Source organism: Methylobacterium hispanicum (assembly GCF_022179285.1).
GTDB classification, from domain to species: domain Bacteria; phylum Pseudomonadota; class Alphaproteobacteria; order Rhizobiales; family Beijerinckiaceae; genus Methylobacterium; species Methylobacterium hispanicum.
The window spans coordinates 121,052-137,430 of the sequence record NZ_BPQO01000001.1; the positions used below are offsets into that span (position 1 = coordinate 121,052).

Below are 16,379 nucleotides of genomic sequence, written 5' to 3' on the forward strand. Positions count from 1 at the left end.
AAGGTGAGATTACTGCGCGGTAGTCGGGGCGGCGCGCGGCGGCAGCAGGGAATCGAGGTTGAGGCGCTGCACCGCGACCATCAGCACCACGGTGAGCACCGCGGTGATGATGGCGGTGAGCACGAGTGCGCCGGTGCCCGGCAGGCGCCGGGTGCGGTCGGTGAGGCCGCGGACCTCGTTGCGGAGCGCCGCGAGGTCGGACTGGCGCGCGGCCTCGTTCATCCGGGTCGCGGCGTTCTCCATCTTGTCCTCGACGCGCGACAGCAGCGCCTCGGAGCGGGCGTACTTGTCCTCGATGCGCGCGCACTTGTCCTCGATCCGGGCGAGCTGGTCGTAGACCTGACCCGTCACCTGACCCGTCACTTGGCCCGTGGGCGTCGCGGCGGAAGACGGGGCGGGCGGGACGGTCGCCGGGACGGGCGCCGGCTTCGGCGGCGGCGCGCCTTGCGGGGCGGCGGGGCTCGTCGGCGGGATGAGGCCCGATTCGGGCGACTTGGTCGGCGCGGCGTCGGTCATCGGGGGCATCCTGCGTGATCGGAAGGCGAGAACGAGGGCCGTCGGCCATCCCGCGCGGGATGGCCCGGAAGTGCCGCCGCCCGCGCCCCGGTTGGGGGGCGCGGGCGGCGTGGACGTCAGATCAGCTTGGCGAGCGCCACGGCCGTGTCGGCCATGCGGTTCGAGAAGCCCCACTCGTTGTCGTACCAGGACAGGATGCGCACGAAGGTGCCGTCCATGACCTTGGTCTGGTCGAGGTGGAAGGTCGAAGAGTGGGGATCGTGGTTGAAGTCGATCGAGACGTTCGGCCGGTCGGTGACGCCGAGCACGCCCTTGAGCGGGCCGGCGGCCGCCGCCTTGATCGCCTCGTTGATCTCCTCGACCGTCGTGGCGCGCTTGGCCGTGAAGACGAGATCGACCGCCGAGACGTTCGGGGTCGGCACGCGGATCGCGGTGCCGTCGAGCCGGCCCTTCAGCTCCGGCAGGACGAGGCCCACCGCCTTGGCGGCGCCCGTCGAGGTCGGGATCATGGACAGGGCGGCCGCGCGCGCCCGGTACAGATCCTTGTGCATCTGGTCGAGCGAGGGCTGGTCGTTGGTGTAGGAGTGGATCGTCGTCATGAAGCCGCGCTCGATGCCGACCAGCTCGTTGAGCACCTTGGCGACCGGGGCGAGGCAGTTCGTGGTGCACGAGGCGTTCGAGATCACGAGGTGATCCGAGGTCAGCTTGTCGTGGTTCACGCCGTAGACGACCGTGAGGTCGGCGCCGTCGGCGGGCGCCGACACGATGACGCGCTTGGCGCCCGCGTCGAGGTGCGCCTTGGCCTTGTCCCGCGAGGTGAAGATGCCGGTGCACTCGAGCGCGATGTCGACGCCGAGGTCGCGGTGGGGCAGCTCGGCCGGGTTGCGCACGGCCGTGACCTTGATGCGCTTGCCGTCCACGACGAGGAAGTCGCCGTCCACCGCGACCTCGCCCGGGTAGCGGCCGTGGACCGAGTCGTAGCGCAGCAGGTGCGCGTTGGTCTCGACGGGGCCGAGATCGTTGATCGCCACGACCTCGATGTCCTGGCGGCCGGCCTCGTGGATCGCGCGCAGCACGTTGCGGCCGATGCGGCCGAACCCGTTGATGGCAACCTTCACCGTCACGGCGTGACTCCTTCCTGATCGGGGGCGCCGCGCCTTGGGCGTCCGAATTCTGCGTTGAGAGGGCGGCGTCCGCGCCGGCCTTCCGCGTGCGGGACCGCTCTAGGAGCGTCCGGGCTGAACCGGGGATGAACCGTGACCGTGGCGGCTTGAGCGTGCCGCGAACCTGTCTCGTCCAACCGCACCGGGCCGCCCGGGATCGTCCGATCCGCGAACGGCGCGCGCGTAGGCCAAAAGACCGGCCAAAGGACTGTCACAGGTCGATATTCCGGCACGTTGCGGCCCGCGGCCGCGGGCCCGGCGGGGCACGCGGCGGCTGTCTAACATGGCCCCCCCACCTGTCAAACGCACCGGCGTGACAATCAGGGGTTACCCCCCGGCTTACCCGCGCTCCCGGTGGGTTCCCCGCGGGATAGCGGGGCGAACCGCGGGCGCCGGACTGGAAATCCGCGCCGGCTTTGGGGAAAACCGGATTCCAGCCCGCCCGCGGGCGAGGCCGGCACCGGAAGCTCGACGCCCCATGAACGCTGCGACCGACGCTGCGACGAACGCTGCGACCTCCCCGCCGGCCGCTCCGGCCGAACCCGCCGTGGCCGACGCGCTCGCCCGCCTCGGCACCGCGCTCGCCCGGCTGGAGGCCGTGGTGGCGCGCCGCGTCGAGGCGGCCGCGGCGCCCGACGACCGCGACACCGAGCTCGCCCTGATGGAGCAGGACCGGGCCCGGCTCGCCGCCGCGCTCGATGCCGCGACCGCCCGCCTCGCCGCGGTCGAGGCCGCGGCCGAGGCGGCCGGGCGGCGCGTCGACCGGGCGATCGGCGCGGTCGAGGACGCGCTGGGCAGGGGCGCGTCGGGACCGGGCGCGCCGGGACGGGACGCGCAGCCCGAGGAGGCGCGCTGATGCCTCAGGTCCAGGTCACGATCGACGGCAAGAGCTACCGCATGGCCTGCGGGCCCGGCGAGGAGCCCCACCTCACCGCGCTGGCCGAGGGGCTGGGCCGGCGCGTGGCCGAGATGCGCCAATCCTTCGGCGAGATCGGCGACATGCGCCTGCAGGTGATGGCCGCGCTCACCATCGCGGACGAGCTGGCCGAGGCCCGGCGCCGGCTGGCGGCGGCGGAGGCCGAGACCGCCGCGCTCCGGGCCGAGACCGAGCGCCTCGCCGAGGCCCGCGCTCTCGAATCCGGGCAGCTCGCCGCGGGGGTGAGCGAGGCGGCGGAGCGGATCGAGCGTATGGTCCAGGCGCTGGCGGGCTCGGAGCCGCGGGAGGGCTGATACCGTTTCCGGCTGATCGGTTCGGCCGTGTGGGGTGAACCGCGCCGTGCCCCCTCTCCCATAGGGCAGGGCGATCGCATATGCCGAGCGAGCCTAGCCCCGGTCAGGCGCGGGTCCCCTCTCCCATAGGGAGAGGTCTGCTTTCGCAGAAAGCCGGGTGAGGGGTATGAGGCTTCAGAGTGAGGCGCTGAACTGAACGCGCGTCGACCGCGTGCTCAGGTCTGCGGCGTCATACCCCTCACCCCAACCCTCTCCCTATGGGAGAGGGGGCGCGGCGCGGTTCCAGTGGCGATCTCGGAGACGACCCCCGCCATATGCGATCGCCCTGCCCATAGGGAGAGGGGACCCGCGCTTCGTCCTGAGGCGATGCGTAGACCGGACCCATCGACCGGAAACGGTATGAGCGGCGGGATCTGGTCGTGGCGCGCCCGCCCAGCGATGGCCGGGGCCGGCGACCGTCGCGGTCGACAGCGCGGCGGAATCCGTGCATCGGGTCGGCCTCTTCCCCCCGGCGCCGCGTACCCGCCGACGGCCCGAGCAGGCGGCGGCGCGCCAACCTGCGGAGCTTCCTTGACCGTGCCAGGCGACCCTTCCGCGCCCGCCGCCCTGCGGCCCGGGACGCCGCCGGTCCCGACGCTGGCGGGCAATGCGGCGCTCGGCGTCACGCAGATCATCCTGTGGGGCGGCACCTTCTTCCTGATCGCGGTGGTCGCCGGCCCCATCGTCGCGTCCACCGGATGGCCGCAGGGCATCGTCGTCGGCGCCCTCTCGCTGGCGATCTTCGTGTCCGGGCTGCCCGCGCCGCTCGTCGGGCGCCTGATCCGGCGCCACGGGGGCCGGCCGGTGCTGGTGGCGGGTTCCCTGCTCGTCGCGGCGGGCCTCGCGCTGATGGCCGCCGCGACGAGCCTGCCGATCTTCCTGCTCGCCTGGGCCGTCGCCGGGATCGGCATGTCCGCGAGCCTGTTCGACCCGCTCTTCGCGGCGATCGGCCAGGCCTACGGGACCGCGGCGCGCGGTGCGATGACCCAGATCGCGATCGCGTCGGGCTTCGCGGTCTCGCTCTGCTGGCCGGCCACGAGCTTTCTGGTCGAGCGGATCGGATGGCGCGGGGCCTGCCTGACCTACGCGGTGCTGGCGGCCGTCGTGGTCGCGCCGCTCTACGCCTGGGCCGTGCCCCGCGCGGCGCGGGCGGGCGTGCCCGAGGCCGCGACGGGCGCCGATCCGGCGGCCGGGCCGCCCGCGCCCGCGCGCCTGCCCGGCGAGCACCTCCTCGCCGCGACGTTCACGACGGCCGCCATGATCATGACGGCGGTCTCGGTGCAGCTCCCGCTGCTGCTGCAGGCGCTCGGCATCCTGGGGGGCACGGCGGTGGCGCTGACGACGCTGATCGGCCCGTCCCAGGTCGGCGTGCGGGTGATCGAGCTGGCCTTCGGCCGCCGCGCCCACCCGGTCTGGTCGCTCCTGATGTCGAGCGCGAGCGTCGGGCTCGGCCTGCTGCTCCTGGCGACGCTGCCCGCCGCCGCGTGGCTCGCGATGATCCTGTACGGGGCCGGCAACGGCATGCGCACCGTGGTGCGGGGCACGCTGCCCTACGCGCTCTACGGGCAGCGCGACTACGCGGCGGCGATGGGCCGCCTCGCCCGCCTGCCGCTTCTCGGGCAGGCGGTGACGCCGCTCGCCTGCGGCTACCTCGCGGAGTGGTTCGGGCCCGTGACGCTCCTGCACCTGATGCTCGCGGTCGCCCTGGTCAATCTCGGCCTGTCCCTGCTCGTCGTCCGCCACGCCCTGCGCCCCGCGGCCGGCACGGCCTGACCGGGAGGCTCAGGCCGGCAGGGCGATCTCGACCGCGAGGCCGCCGAGGTCCGAGGTCCCGAGCGTGAGGGATCCGCCGTAGAAGGCGGCGAGTTCCAGGGCGATCGGCAGGCCGAAGCCGTGGCCGGGCTGGCTCTCGTCGAGGCGGGCCCCGCGCCGCAGGATCGTCTCCCGCGCGGGCGGCGGCAGGCCCGGCCCGTCGTCCGCGATGCTCACGAGGACCGCCGTATCCGTGCGCCGCGCCGCGACGCGGACGCGGCCCCGGCACCACTGGCAGGCGTTGTCGACGAGGTTGCCCAGCATCTCGTCGAGGTCCTGCGGGTCGCAGGCCACGCCGAGGCCGTCCGGGACATCGATCGCGAACGCGATGGCCTTGTCCGCATGGATGCGCAGGAGGGCCAGCCGGAGGTCGGCGAGGTGCGCGGCGAGGTCGGCCCGCGCCCGCACGGGGCCGCCGGCGGCGGCTGCCCGGGCGCGGCGGAGATGGTGGCGGATGCGCTGGTCCATGCCCGCGACGAGCCGCGCGAGCCCGCGGTCGCGCTCGGAGCCGGCCTCGGCCAGCGCCAGCGAGAGGGTGGCGAGCGGCGTCTTGAGACCGTGGGCGAGGTTGGCGACGTGGGCCCGCGCGTGGTCCAGATGCGCCGCGTTCCGGTCGAGCAGGGCGTTCACCTCGGCCACCAGGGGGCGCACCTCGGCGGGCTGCCGGTCCGGGAGCCGGTCCAGGGTCCCGGCGCGGATGCCGGCGATCTGGTCGCGCAGGCCGCGCAGCGGGCGCAGGCCGAGCCGGACCTGGACGAGCACGCCCGCGAACAGGAACAGGCCGATCACGCCGAGGCAGAGGGCCAGCGTGCGCAGGGCTTCCAGCACGGGCCCGCGCAGGGCCGCGGCCGGCGCGGAGGCGACGAGGACGGTCGGCGGATCCTCGCCCGTGCCGGGAACGGTCAGCACGCGCAGGATCAGGCTCTCGCCCCAGGGGCCGAGGCCGTCGGCGGGCACGAAGGCCTCCGCCCTCGCGCGCCGGGCCGGCAGGTCCGGGACGGGGAGGACCTGTCCCGCGAGCGAGGCCGAGCCGAGCCGGTCGCCGCCGCGGCTGACCTGCCAGTACCAGCCGGAGCGGGGCCGGTCGAAGGGCGGCCCGTCGCGCTCGCGACCGAGCGAGAGGCCACCGCCGGGCGCCGGGCGCAGGTCCGAGACCAGGGCGAGGATGCGGTCGTCGAGGCGGCCGTCGACCTGGCCGCGCACGAAGCGGTGCAGAATGAAGCCGACCGAGAGGGTGGCGGCCAGGAGCGCGATGCCCAGGACCGCGCCCGCCGCCAGCAGCAGGCGCCGCTGGAGCGAGCCCGGCGGGCCGAGCAGGCCGCCCCGCGCCGCTGCCCCGGACTCGCTCACGCGGCGGATCCGGACATCAGGCGGTAGCCGAGGCCGCGGACGGTCTCGATGGTGGCGGGCGCGATCTTCCGGCGCAGGCGCGTGATGATCACCTCCACCGAGTTCGAATCCACCTCGGCGTCGCCGTCGTAGACCCGCTCGATCAGCTCGGTGCGCGGCACCACCGCCTCCTTGCGCAGGATCAGGCAGCCCAGCACCCGCCATTCGAGGCCCGTCAGCCGCAGCGGCAGCCCGTGATGCTCGAAGCTGCCGAGCCCCGGGTCGTAGACGAGCGGCCCGCAGGCGATCCGGGGCGCGCCGTGGGCCTGGGCGCGGCGCACCAGGGCGCGCAGGCGCATGACCAGCTCCTCAACCCGGAAGGGCTTGACGAGGTAGTCGTCGGCGCCGGCTTTGAAGCCCGTGACCTTGTCGCTCCAGCCGTCCCGGGCGGTCAGGACGAGCACCGGCATCGTGCGCCCGGCCGCGCGCCAGTCCTGCAGCACCGAGACCCCGTCGCGGCCCGGCAGGCCGAGGTCGAGCACGACCGCGTCGTAGGTCTCGGTCTCGCCCAGATGCCCGGCATCGATGCCGTCGCGCGCCCGGTCGAGGGCGAAGCCCTCCGCGCGCAGCGCCCTCGCCAGTTCCCCGGCCAGCGCGTCGTCGTCCTCGGCCAGCAGGATCTTCATCGCGGTCCGGTCTTCCGAAAGGCGCCGCCCCTAGCGGCCGCCGTTTAACCGAACCTGAACGGCGCGGTTCAGGATAGGTTTCGGGCCCCGTCCTAGAAGTCCGCCGACCCGAGAGGGACACCGGACACGAGGACATCCGATCACCATGAGCCAGAACACGATCATCGCCGCCGCGCCGGAGCAGCCCCGCAAGCCGGAGCGTCCACGGGGCGGGCGCAACCGCCGCGGCCTCGTCGTCGGCGCCATCGCCGCGCCGCTGGCGCTCGGCGCCGCGGGCCTGTCCCTGGCCCAGTCCGGGCAGACGGTCGCGCCGACGCCGGTCGCCCCGACCGCCATCTCCGCCCTCGCGCCCTCGGGCGCGATCGCCGCCCGGGGCGAGGTCGCCGAGATCTTCGGCAACAAGTTCGTCCTGCAGGACGGGACCGGCCGGGCCCTGGTCGAGACCGGCCGCGCGGGCGAGGCGGCCCCCCTGGTCGCCAAGGGCGAGACGGTGACCGTCCAGGGCCGCTTCGAGAAGGGCTTCCTGCACGCCCGGGTGATCACGCGGGCCGACGGCAAGGCGGTCGAGCTCGGCCGGCCCGGCGGTCCTCCCGGCCCCGGCCTCGACTGGGCGCGGGACAAGGTCGGCCTCGGCCCGAAGCCGGACCTGCCCGCGCTCACCGCCGCGGTCGAGCGAGCGGGCTACGGCGACGTCCGGGTGACGGGGCGCGGGCCGCGCCATCTCGAGGTCGCCGCCAAGGCGGCGGACGGCACGGAGCGCCTGCTCCACGTCGATTTCGACGGGCGCATCCGCGAGCGGCCGCTGCTCTGACCCGGATCCGCGACGCGGCCGGCGGACCGGGGCGACCGGCCCGCCGGGGATCCTCGGCCCCCGTACAGTGCTGGCGTCGGCGGTGGCCGTACACCGCCGGCGCTCTAGAGACCATCGCGGCCTTGTGATGGACTATTCCGGAACGTGGCCGCCACGAAGAACTTGAGCGCCCGCCGACTATAGAGCTGCCGTGTCTGGGCGGAACGGGTCGAACACGAGAGGGGGACCTTCTCCATGCTGGACCGACGCCCGCGCGGCGGCTCCCCGGAGCGCGCCGTGGTCCGATCCATGGCCCGTCTCATGTCCCGATCCATGGCCCGATCCATCGTCCAAGCCACCCTGTACCGTGCGGTTCGGCACGCGCGCGGCGTCGCGCGGCCATGAGCGCGCATGACGGCATCCTCGTCTTCGCCCATGTCGGCGACCTGCACCTGACCGTGCCGGACGCCGCGAACGCGCGCGACTACCGCGCCATCCTCGACCAGATCGGCGCGGCCGAGGGGCTCGATTTCGTCTTCCTGCCCGGCGACAACGCCGACGACGGCCGGCCGGACCAGTACGCGCTCGTGCGCGCGGGCCTCGACGGGCTGCGCCGGCCCGTCCACGTCATCACCGGCGACCACGACATGGAGGGCGGCGGGCTCGATGCCTTCTACGCCGGCCTCGGCGTGCCGCGCCTGCCCTACGCCGTCACGGTCTCGGGCTCGCGCTGCCTGTTCCTCGACATGTGCGGCCCGGGCTCGGGCGGGCCGGACTTCCGGCTCGGCTCGGACCAGATCGCCTGGCTCGAGCGCGAGCTGGCAGCGGCCGAGGCGGCGGGGCGGCCCTGCGCGCTGTTCATGCACAGCTACCCGGCCGACCTGACGGCCGACGACGAGAGGTCCCGCGTCGCCGACCTGATCCATCGCGGGCCGGTCCGCCTCGTCGAGATGGGCCATACCCACTACAACGAACTCGCCAACGACGGCCGCACGGTCTACGCGGCCTGCCGCTCCACCGGCCAGATCGAGGAGGGCCCGGTCGGCTACGCGGTCGCCGCCCTCGACCGCGGCGCGGTCGCGTGGCGCTTCAAGGAGCTCGGCCGATCCTGGCCCTTCGTGCTGATCACCGCGCCCGCCGACCGGCGGCTCGCCCACGCCGACGATCCGGCCCGCGCGGGCGACGCGGAGATCCGCGCCGTCGTGCTCGGGGCGGCCGGGATCGCCCGATGCGAATGCAGCCTCGACGGCGGCCCCTGGCAGCCGATGGCGCGCGGCGCGGGCGAGCGGCTCTACCGCGTTCGCCTCGACGGGGCGGCCGGCGCCCGGCGCATCGCGGTGCGGGCGTGGGACGCGGAGGGCGGCCGCGACGAGGACGCGGTCGAGCCGGCCCGCGCGGGCGCCTCGCCCCCGGTCTCGAAGGGCGTCGGCAGCGACGCGGACGCCCTCGGATCCTGGCCGGAGAAGGGCCTGCTCGGAACCCAGCTCGGCCCGAACCGGAACGGGCGACACTGGTGAGCCCCCACCCGCTCCCGGCCGCCTGACACCCACCGAACCATACCCTGAGAAGGAAGCCCGACGCCGATGGGCGCGCTCACCCTGACCCCGAACGTCGCGACCTGGAGCATCGCCGCGCTGGCGACCCTCGGGGTGATCCTGCGCCCCTTCGCCTGGCCGGAGGCGATCTGGGCCTCCCTGGGCGCCGTGCTCCTCGTCGTGCTCGGCCTGATGCCGTGGTCCGTCGCCCTGGAGGGCGTGGCCAAGGGAACCGACGTCTACCTGTTCCTCGTCGGCATGATGCTGCTCTCGGAGGTCGCCCGGAAGGAGGGGCTGTTCGACTGGCTCGCGGCCCACGCGGTGCGGGCCGCGCGGGGCTCGGCGACGCGGCTGTTCACGCTCGTCTATCTCGTCGGCACGGTGGTGACGGTGTTCCTCTCCAACGACGCCTGCGCGGTGGTGCTGACGCCGGCCGTGTTCGCCGCCACCAAGGCCGCCGGGGTGAAGCAGCCGCTGCCCTACCTCTTCGTCTGCGCCTTCATCGCCAACGCGGCGAGCTTCGTGCTGCCGATCTCGAACCCGGCCAACCTCGTCGTCTTCGCCGAGCACATGCCGCCGCTGGGACGCTGGCTCGCCACCTTCACCCTGCCCTCCCTCCTCGCCATCGTGGCGACCTACGTCGTCCTGCGCCTGACCCAGAACGGCGCGCTCAGGGCCGAGACGGTCGCGACCGACGTCGAGACCCCGGCGCTCGGACGCGGCGGCACGATCGCGGCCGTGGGCATCCTCGCCACCGGCGCGGCCCTGATCGGCGCCTCGGCCGCCGGGATCGAGCTCGGCCTGCCGACCTTCGTCGCCGGCCTCGTCACCACGCTCGTCGTCGTCGCGGTCAACCGCGGCGGCCTCGTGGAGGTCGCCCGGGACGTCTCGTGGAGCGTGCTGCCGCTGGTGGCCGGGCTGTTCGTCCTGGTCGAGGCCCTGGAGAAGACCGGCGTGCTGGGGATGCTCGCCGCAATGCTGAGGCGCGCCGCCGAGGCCGATCCCGCCGCGACCGCCTGGGCGGGGGGCGCCCTCGTCGCCTTCGGCTCGAACCTCGTCAACAACCTGCCGGCGGGCCTCCTGGCGGGCGCGGCGGTGCAGGCCGCCCACGCCCCCGAGACGGTCGCGGGCGCCATCCTGATCGGCGTCGATCTGGGCCCCAACCTCTCGGTGACGGGCTCGCTCGCCACGATCCTCTGGCTCACGGCAATCCGGCGCGAGGGCGAGGACGTCTCGGCCTGGAGCTTCCTCAAGCTCGGGCTTCTGGTGATGCCGCCGGCCCTCGCCCTGGCGCTCGGCGCCCTGATCCTCGCCTGATCCCAGCCACCGCCGATCCGGAGACCTGCCCCCCGTGACCGCCGCCCTGCTCTACCCCTTCATCATCGTGGCCGGCGCGCTCCAGGCGCTCGGCAATTCCATGAACGCGCAGCTGCGCGGGCACTTGGTCAACCCGTTCCTGGCGGCCTCCGTCTCGTTCCTGCCGATCGTCTTCGTCTTCGCGACGCTGTTCCTGGTGATGCCGACGCCGCTGCCGGGCCTGGACAGCCTCGCGGCCATGCCCTGGTACGCGCCGCTGGGCGGGGTGGCGGGCGCGGTCGCGGTGTTCGGCGGCCTCGCCTTCGTCGACAAGGTCGGCGCGGGCCCCTTCAACGGCCTGACGCTCACGGCCAACATCCTGACCTCGCTGGCGCTGGACTCGTTCGGCCTGTTCGGGCTGCCCGCGGCCGGGTTCAAGCCGCTGCCCTGGCTCGGCGGCCTGCTCATGGCGGTCGGCGTGACCTTCATCGCCCGGGTCACGCCCGACAAGGGCACGGATTCGGGAGGGACGGACGCGGGTCACGGCCTCAACCCGCGGCTGCTCTACCCCTTCATCGTCGTGGCGGGCGCGCTCCAGGCGATCGGCGTGGTCTGGAACGCCCAGCTGCGCGGCGCCCTGGTCAACCCCTGGCTCGCGGCCCTGGTCTCGTTCCTGCCGGTGGTGTTCGTGTTCGTGCTGGTCTTCCTGCTGCGCCCGAGGCCGCTGCCGCAGCGGACCGACATCGAGGGGGTGCGCTGGTGGATGCCGCTGGCCGGCCTCACCGGCGCGGTCGCGGTGTTCGCGGGCCTGCTCTTCGTGGACAAGGTCGGGGCGGGCGCCTTCAACGGCCTGCTGATCACCGCCAACCTCCTGACCTCGGTGGCGCTCGACCATTTCGGCTGGCTCGGCATGAAGCAGGTGCGGGCCGGCGCGGCGCGCCTCGGCGGGGCCGCCCTGATGGTGGCCGGGATCGTCCTGATCTCGCTGTTCTGACGGCGCAGGCCCTAGTCCAGCCCGAGCCAGAGCCCGTCGGGCGCCTCCTCGACGGGGAACAGGCGCAGGGGCCGGAAGGACCAGCCCGGGGAGACCGACCCGTCCCGCAGGTCGAAGGAGGCGCGGTGCCGGGGGCAGCGGAGCCGCCCGCGGACGCAGTGCCCGAGGGCGAGGTCGGCGCCCTCGTGCGGGCAGGCCCGTTCGGCGGCGACGATCCGCCCGGCGTCGCGCACGAGGATCAGGTGGTGCCCGCCCGCGAGGACCGGCACCGGGCCTCCGGCCTCCAGGAGGTCCGCCGGGCCGATGCGGATCCGCGCCACCTCAGCCCCCGAGATAGGCCTCCCGCACGTGCGGGTCGGCGATGAGGGCGTGGCCCCTTCCCGCCAGCACGGTGCGCCCGGTCTCGAGCAGGTAGGCGTAGTCGCACAGTTCGAGGGCCGCGAAGGCGTTCTGCTCGACGAGCAGCACGGTGGTGCCCGCATCGCAGATCGCGCGGATCACCGCGAACATCCGCTCGACGATGTTCGGGGCGAGGCCGAGCGAGGGCTCGTCGAAGAGCACGAGCTTCGGACGGCCCATCAGGGCGCGGCCGATCGCCAGCATCTGCTGCTCGCCGCCCGACAGCGTGCCGGCGGCCTGGTCGCGGCGCTCGGCGAGGCGCGGGAACTCCCCGTAGATCCGCTCGAGGTCCGCCGCGATGCCCGCCCGGTCGCGCCGCAGGTAGGCGCCCATGGCGAGGTTTTCGGACACGCTCATCTGCGGGAAGACGCGCCGCCCCTCCGGGCAATGGGCGATGCCCTCGGCCAGGATGGCGCGGGGCTCGACCCCCGCGATGTCGCGTCCCCGGAACCGGATCGTGCCGGAGCGGGCCGGGACCAGCCCCGAGATGGCGCGCAGCGTCGTGGACTTGCCGGCCCCGTTCGCGCCGACGAGTGCCACGAGCTGGCCTTCCCGCACCTCGATCGTGAGCCCCTTCAGGGCGGTGACGTGGCCGTAGCCGCAGACGAGGTCGCGGATCTCAAGCATGGGCCGCCTCGCTCACTGAACCTTGCGCCTCGCAACCTTGAGCCTCGGCGGCGGCGCGCCGGGCGGCGCTGCCCTGGCCGAGATAGGCCTCGATCACCGCCGGGTCGCTGCGGATGGCGGCGGGCGGGCCCTCGGCGATCAGGCGGCCGTAGTTCAGCACGACGATCCGGTCGGAGACCTCCATCACCATCGGCATGTCGTGCTCGACGAGCAGGACCGTGATGCCGCGCTCGCGGATCTGCCGGATCAGGCGCACGAAGACCCGGGTCTCCGAGGCGTTCATGCCCGAGACCGGCTCGTCGAGGAGCAGCATGGCGGGCTCGGTGGCGAGCGCCAGCGCCACCCCGACGAGGCGCTGCTCGCCGTAGGCGAGCGCACCCGCCCGCTCCTGCGCGCGGGCGGAGAGGCCGACCCAGTCGATGAGCGCCGCCGCGCGCTCGCGCAGCGCCCGCTCGCTCGCGCCCGCCCGTCCGAGGAGCGCGTCGAGGAGCGGCGCGCGGCTCATCCGGCCGCCCTGCCGGTGCAGGCCGATCATCACGTTGTCGAACACCGTGTCGTCCGCGAAGACGCTGGTGCGCTGGAAGGTGCGGGCGAGCCCCAGGCGCGTGATCTCGTGGGGCTGGAGGCCCTTGAGGCTCGTGCCGCGGAAGCGCACCTCGCCCTGGCTGGGCTTGAGGAAGCCCGTCATCACGTTGAAGGCGGTGGTCTTGCCGGCCCCGTTCGGGCCGATCAGGCTGACGATCTCGCCGGGCTGGACGTCGAAATGCAGGTCGGCGATGGCGACGAGGCCGCCGAAGCGCACGCCGGCATGATCGACCGAGAGGATCGGGCTCATCGCTGCACCACCGGGCTGGGTTCGAGGACGGGCGCCGGCCGGGCGGGCCGGCGCCGGACGAGGTCGGCCAGCCCCGGCACGATGCCGCGCGGCATCACGAACAGGATCACGATGAGGACGAGCCCGTAGACGATCCACTGGGCCTCGGGCGCCATCACGGGGCGGAGCGCGACCGGCAGGAGGCCGAAGATCAGGCCGCCGACGACCGGGCCCATCAGGGTACCCTTGCCGCCCGCCACCACCATGATGACCATGCTGACCGTGGTGGTGAAGGCGAAGACGTCGGGATCGATGATGCGCAGGTAATGGGCGTAGAGGCTGCCCGCCGCGCCCGCCATCGCGGCCGAGATCACCGCCGCCACGGTGAGCGTGCGGGTGGCGTTGATGCCGACCGAGAGCGCGAGCGACTCGTTCTCCTTGAGCCCCCGCATCGCCCGCCCGAACCGCGAGCCGACGAGGCGCGCGACGACGAGCCAGCAGAGCGTGCCGACGGCGAGCACGAGGTAGTAGTTCTGCAGCTTCGTCCTGAGCGTCCACGTGCCGATGCCGGGCAGGCCCAGCGTGATCGCCGGGATCCCGGTGAGCGCGAGCGGTCCCTGCGTCAGCTCCACCCAATTGAGGGCGACCAAGCGCACGACCTCCGCGAAGGAGATCGTGACGATGACGAAGTAGGCGCCCCGCACCCGGAAGGAGAGGCGGCCGATCAGCCAGCCGCAGGCACCGGCCGCGAGGGTCGCGAGCCCGAAGCCCACGGCCGCCGGCCAGGGCTCGTGCACGATGCGGTAGCCGAAGCCGAGATCCACCTCGAAGCCGAGGCTCGTCAGCGCGCTCACGTAGGCGCCGATGCCGAAGAAGGCGATGTGGCCGAGGCTGAGCTGCCCGGTGAAGCCGAGGAGCAGGTTCAGGCTGAGGGCGCCGATCGTCAGGATGCCCGTCACGATCAGCGCGTTGAGGAGGTAGGGGCTGGGGCCGAGCGCCAGCGGCAGAGCGACGAGGGCCGCGAGCAGCGCGAGGGGGAGGAGCCGGCTCATCCGATGCGCTCCGCCTTCGCGAACAGGCCGGTCGGCTTGTAGAGCAGCACCGCGATGATGATCAGGAAGCCCATCGCGTCCCGGTAGCCGGAGGAGACGTAGCCGGCGCCGAGTTCCTCGGCGAGCGCCAGGATGAAGCCGCCGATGGCCGCCCCCGTGACGTTGCCGAGGCCGCCGAGGATGACGATCGCGAAGGCCTTCAGCTCGGCCAGGCCCCCCATCTGCGGGTAGACGACGTAGACCGGGCCGAGGAGCGCGCCGGCGGCGGCCGCCAGGGCTGAGCCCATCGCGAAGGTCGCGGTGTAGATCCGCCGCACGTTGACGCCCATCAGCGCCGCCGTGTCGGCGTCCTGGAAGGCGGCGCGCATGGCGAGGCCGAGCTTCGTCCGGTTGATCAGCGCGTAGGCGAGCCCGATGAGGGCCAGCGCCGCGCCCAGCACGAACAGGCGCAGCCACGAGACCGAGACCGGGCCGATCTGCAGCGGCGCCTCCGGGAAGGGCGAGGGGATCGCCTTGGCAACGCCGCCGAAGATCCAGAGCGTGCCCGACTGGAGCGCGATGCCGGCCCCGATCATCACCAGCATGGTGGTGTCGATGTCCTGGCCCCGGAACGGGCGCAGGAGCAGGATCTCGATCGCCGCCCCGAACAGGAGACCGCCGAGGATCGCCACCGGCAGCGCCAGGAAGAAGTTCAGCCCGAGCGCCGCGACGGCGAGGTACATCAGGTAGGCGCCGACCGTGTAGAGGGCGCCGTGCGTGAAGTTCACGACGTTCATGATCCCGAAGATCAGGGTCAGCCCGATCCCGAGGAGCGCGTAGGTGCCCCCGAGGATCGCTGTGTTGACGAGGTGCTGGATCAATTGGTCCATGGGCGGCCCTCCCGATGGCGAGCGTGCGGTGGGTGTGCCGGGCCGGCCCGGAGGCCGGCCCGGGCGGCCTCAGAGCGTCGGCACGACGACGCGGCCGTCCTTGATCTCGATGAGGTAGACGTCGGGTTTGCTCTGGCCGCTCTCCCGGCCGGCGGGGCCGGACTTGGCGAAGCGGATCGGGCCGTTGAGCCCGGTGAAGTCCACCGACCAGAACGCCTTGGCGATCGCGGCGGGCTCAGGCTTCCCGGCCCGCTCGATGGCGTGGGCGATCGCCCGGATGCCGTCGTAGCCGCGAAAACTCTCGGTGACGCCGGCGAACTCGTAGCCGCGCCGCTTCCACTCCGCGATGAAGGTCTCGGTCGCCTTCGGGTCCGGGGTCTTCTCGGGGATCCAGGGCAGGAAGGTGGTGAGATGCATCGTGCCGTCGGCGGCCGAGCCCGCCTGCGCGATGATCTGGTCCGGGTTCTGGGAGCCGCCCGTGGTGATGACGCGCTTCTTGAGGCCGAGCGCGGCCATCTGCTTGAACAGGAGCACGAGCTGGTCGACGGCGCTCGTCACCATGATGGTGTCGCTGTCGGAGGCCTTCAGCTTGGCGAGCTGGGCGCTCATGTCCTGCGCGCCCTGGTCCATGATCTCGACGAGGCCGACCTGGACGCCCTTGTCCTTCAGCATCTTGCCGAAATCGGTCGCGGCGCCGCGGCCGAAATCGTTGTTGAGCACCAGGAAGTCGACCTTCTTCATCCCGAGCTTGGCGACCATCGGCGCGAAGGTCTCGGCCTCCAGCGCCGAGGGCGGCGAGATGCGGAAGACGAACGGGTTGCCCGAGGTGGTGATCTTGCCCGACGAGGAGGTCTCGACCAGCATCGGCACCTCGTAGTCGGCGAGCTTGGGCATCACCGCCAGCGTCAGGCTGGAGCCCCAGGCCCCCATCAGCACCGGGGTCTTGTCGCTGGTGATCAGCTTCTCGGCGACGGCCGCGGCCTCGGTCGGGTTGCTCTTGTTGTCCTCGACCACGAGCTCGATCTTCTTCCCCAATACCCCGCCGCGGGCGTTGATCTCGTCGGCGGCGATCCGGGCGCCGTTGACCACGTACGTGCCGGAGGCCGCGAAGGGCCCGGTCAGGGGCTCGTTGACGCCGATGCGGATCGCGTCCGCCCGCGCGCCCGTGGCGGCGAGCGCCAGCAGGATCGCGGTGGTGAGGGTGAACCGGCCGGTCATTCTCGGGTCT

The 16,379-nt window shown here is 73.4% G+C and carries 17 protein-coding genes; 7 read left to right on the plus strand and 10 right to left on the minus strand.

What is annotated here, in order from left to right:
• Nucleotides 1-9: 9 nt before the first annotated feature.
• Complete coding sequence (locus MFF56_RS00560; protein WP_238229304.1) at nt 10-516, minus strand: hypothetical protein; 507 nt, start codon at nt 514-516, stop codon at nt 10-12.
• A gap of 116 nt (nt 517-632) precedes the next feature.
• Nucleotides 633-1,640: a type I glyceraldehyde-3-phosphate dehydrogenase gene (gene gap, locus MFF56_RS00565; RefSeq protein ID WP_066918686.1), complete on the minus strand. Its 1,008-nt coding sequence runs from the start codon at nt 1,638-1,640 to the stop codon at nt 633-635.
• A gap of 517 nt (nt 1,641-2,157) precedes the next feature.
• On the opposite strand from gap, the gene MFF56_RS00570 reads away from it, so the two are divergent.
• The 3 genes from MFF56_RS00570 to MFF56_RS00580 all read left to right on the plus strand — a co-directional run bounded on the left by MFF56_RS00570 (nt 2,158) and on the right by MFF56_RS00580 (nt 4,721).
• Nucleotides 2,158-2,535 (plus strand): DUF4164 family protein, encoded by a 378-nt coding sequence (locus MFF56_RS00570; protein ID WP_308445256.1) that lies wholly within the window; start codon nt 2,158-2,160, stop codon nt 2,533-2,535.
• Nucleotides 2,535-2,909 carry a cell division protein ZapA gene (locus tag MFF56_RS00575; protein WP_066925034.1) on the plus strand — a complete coding sequence of 125 codons (375 nt, stop codon included), beginning with the start codon at nt 2,535-2,537 and terminating at the stop codon, nt 2,907-2,909. Before MFF56_RS00570 ends, MFF56_RS00575 begins: the two co-directional genes overlap by 1 nt.
• Before the next feature lie 576 nt (nt 2,910-3,485).
• Complete coding sequence (locus tag MFF56_RS00580; RefSeq protein ID WP_238229357.1) at nt 3,486-4,721, plus strand: MFS transporter; 1,236 nt, start codon at nt 3,486-3,488, stop codon at nt 4,719-4,721.
• A 9-nt stretch (nt 4,722-4,730) separates the two neighbouring features.
• Here MFF56_RS00580 and MFF56_RS00585 read toward each other — a convergent pair whose 3' ends face one another.
• Nucleotides 4,731-6,110, minus strand: a complete 1,380-nt coding sequence (locus tag MFF56_RS00585; protein WP_238229305.1) for a sensor histidine kinase — start codon at nt 6,108-6,110, stop codon at nt 4,731-4,733.
• Complete coding sequence (locus MFF56_RS00590; protein ID WP_066924863.1) at nt 6,107-6,775, minus strand: response regulator transcription factor; 669 nt, start codon at nt 6,773-6,775, stop codon at nt 6,107-6,109. Before MFF56_RS00590 ends, MFF56_RS00585 begins: the two co-directional genes overlap by 4 nt.
• A gap of 145 nt (nt 6,776-6,920) precedes the next feature.
• Here MFF56_RS00590 and MFF56_RS00595 point away from each other — a divergent pair, with 145 nt between their 5' ends.
• The 4 genes from MFF56_RS00595 to MFF56_RS00610 all read left to right on the plus strand — a co-directional run bounded on the left by MFF56_RS00595 (nt 6,921) and on the right by MFF56_RS00610 (nt 11,390).
• Entirely contained in the window at nt 6,921-7,586 is a 666-nt protein-coding gene (locus MFF56_RS00595) for a DNA-binding protein (RefSeq protein ID WP_156453881.1), read from the plus strand.
• 380 nt (nt 7,587-7,966) lie between these two features.
• The gene (locus tag MFF56_RS00600) at nt 7,967-9,082 is read left to right on the plus strand and encodes a metallophosphoesterase (protein ID WP_066924865.1); all 1,116 of its coding nucleotides are present in this window, start codon (nt 7,967-7,969) and stop codon (nt 9,080-9,082) included.
• 66 nt (nt 9,083-9,148) lie between these two features.
• Nucleotides 9,149-10,417 carry an arsenic transporter gene (locus MFF56_RS00605; protein ID WP_066924867.1) on the plus strand — a complete coding sequence of 423 codons (1,269 nt, stop codon included), beginning with the start codon at nt 9,149-9,151 and terminating at the stop codon, nt 10,415-10,417.
• Nucleotides 10,418-10,451: 34 nt separating this feature from the next.
• Nucleotides 10,452-11,390: a DMT family transporter gene (locus tag MFF56_RS00610; RefSeq protein ID WP_066924868.1), complete on the plus strand. Its 939-nt coding sequence runs from the start codon at nt 10,452-10,454 to the stop codon at nt 11,388-11,390.
• 11 nt (nt 11,391-11,401) lie between these two features.
• Here MFF56_RS00610 and MFF56_RS00615 read toward each other — a convergent pair whose 3' ends face one another.
• From MFF56_RS00615 to MFF56_RS00640, 6 genes are all read right to left on the minus strand, one after another.
• Nucleotides 11,402-11,710 carry a Rieske (2Fe-2S) protein gene (locus tag MFF56_RS00615; RefSeq protein ID WP_197430679.1) on the minus strand — a complete coding sequence of 103 codons (309 nt, stop codon included), beginning with the start codon at nt 11,708-11,710 and terminating at the stop codon, nt 11,402-11,404.
• A gap of 1 nt (nt 11,711) precedes the next feature.
• Nucleotides 11,712-12,416, minus strand: a complete 705-nt coding sequence (locus MFF56_RS00620; protein WP_066924870.1) for an ABC transporter ATP-binding protein — start codon at nt 12,414-12,416, stop codon at nt 11,712-11,714.
• Nucleotides 12,409-13,251, minus strand: a complete 843-nt coding sequence (locus tag MFF56_RS00625; RefSeq protein WP_066924872.1) for an ABC transporter ATP-binding protein — start codon at nt 13,249-13,251, stop codon at nt 12,409-12,411. The genes MFF56_RS00620 and MFF56_RS00625 overlap by 8 nt, the downstream gene beginning before the upstream one ends.
• On the minus strand, nt 13,248-14,282 hold the full coding sequence (locus tag MFF56_RS00630) for a branched-chain amino acid ABC transporter permease (RefSeq protein ID WP_066924874.1): 1,035 nt from the start codon (nt 14,280-14,282) through the stop codon (nt 13,248-13,250). Before MFF56_RS00630 ends, MFF56_RS00625 begins: the two co-directional genes overlap by 4 nt.
• Nucleotides 14,279-15,151, minus strand: a complete 873-nt coding sequence (locus tag MFF56_RS00635; protein WP_066924876.1) for a branched-chain amino acid ABC transporter permease — start codon at nt 15,149-15,151, stop codon at nt 14,279-14,281. Before MFF56_RS00635 ends, MFF56_RS00630 begins: the two co-directional genes overlap by 4 nt.
• Nucleotides 15,152-15,220: 69 nt before the next feature.
• Nucleotides 15,221-16,369 (minus strand): ABC transporter substrate-binding protein, encoded by a 1,149-nt coding sequence (locus MFF56_RS00640; RefSeq protein WP_066924878.1) that lies wholly within the window; start codon nt 16,367-16,369, stop codon nt 15,221-15,223.
• Nucleotides 16,370-16,379 lie beyond the last annotated feature (10 nt).

Coding starts and splice junctions, on each gene's coding strand:
- MFF56_RS00560 (WP_238229304.1), bottom strand. CDS start 516: ATGACCGACGCCGCGCCGACCAAGTCGCCCGAATCGGGCCTCATCCCG.
- MFF56_RS00570 (WP_308445256.1), top strand. CDS start 2,158: ATGAACGCTGCGACCGACGCTGCGACGAACGCTGCGACCTCCCCGCCG.
- MFF56_RS00575 (WP_066925034.1), top strand. CDS start 2,535: ATGCCTCAGGTCCAGGTCACGATCGACGGCAAGAGCTACCGCATGGCC.
- MFF56_RS00590 (WP_066924863.1), bottom strand. CDS start 6,775: ATGAAGATCCTGCTGGCCGAGGACGACGACGCGCTGGCCGGGGAACTG.
- MFF56_RS00595 (WP_156453881.1), top strand. CDS start 6,921: ATGAGCCAGAACACGATCATCGCCGCCGCGCCGGAGCAGCCCCGCAAG.
- MFF56_RS00600 (WP_066924865.1), top strand. CDS start 7,967: ATGAGCGCGCATGACGGCATCCTCGTCTTCGCCCATGTCGGCGACCTG.
- MFF56_RS00605 (WP_066924867.1), top strand. CDS start 9,149: ATGGGCGCGCTCACCCTGACCCCGAACGTCGCGACCTGGAGCATCGCC.
- MFF56_RS00620 (WP_066924870.1), bottom strand. CDS start 12,416: ATGCTTGAGATCCGCGACCTCGTCTGCGGCTACGGCCACGTCACCGCC.
- MFF56_RS00625 (WP_066924872.1), bottom strand. CDS start 13,251: ATGAGCCCGATCCTCTCGGTCGATCATGCCGGCGTGCGCTTCGGCGGC.
- MFF56_RS00630 (WP_066924874.1), bottom strand. CDS start 14,282: ATGAGCCGGCTCCTCCCCCTCGCGCTGCTCGCGGCCCTCGTCGCTCTG.
- MFF56_RS00635 (WP_066924876.1), bottom strand. CDS start 15,151: ATGGACCAATTGATCCAGCACCTCGTCAACACAGCGATCCTCGGGGGC.
- MFF56_RS00640 (WP_066924878.1), bottom strand. CDS start 16,369: ATGACCGGCCGGTTCACCCTCACCACCGCGATCCTGCTGGCGCTCGCC.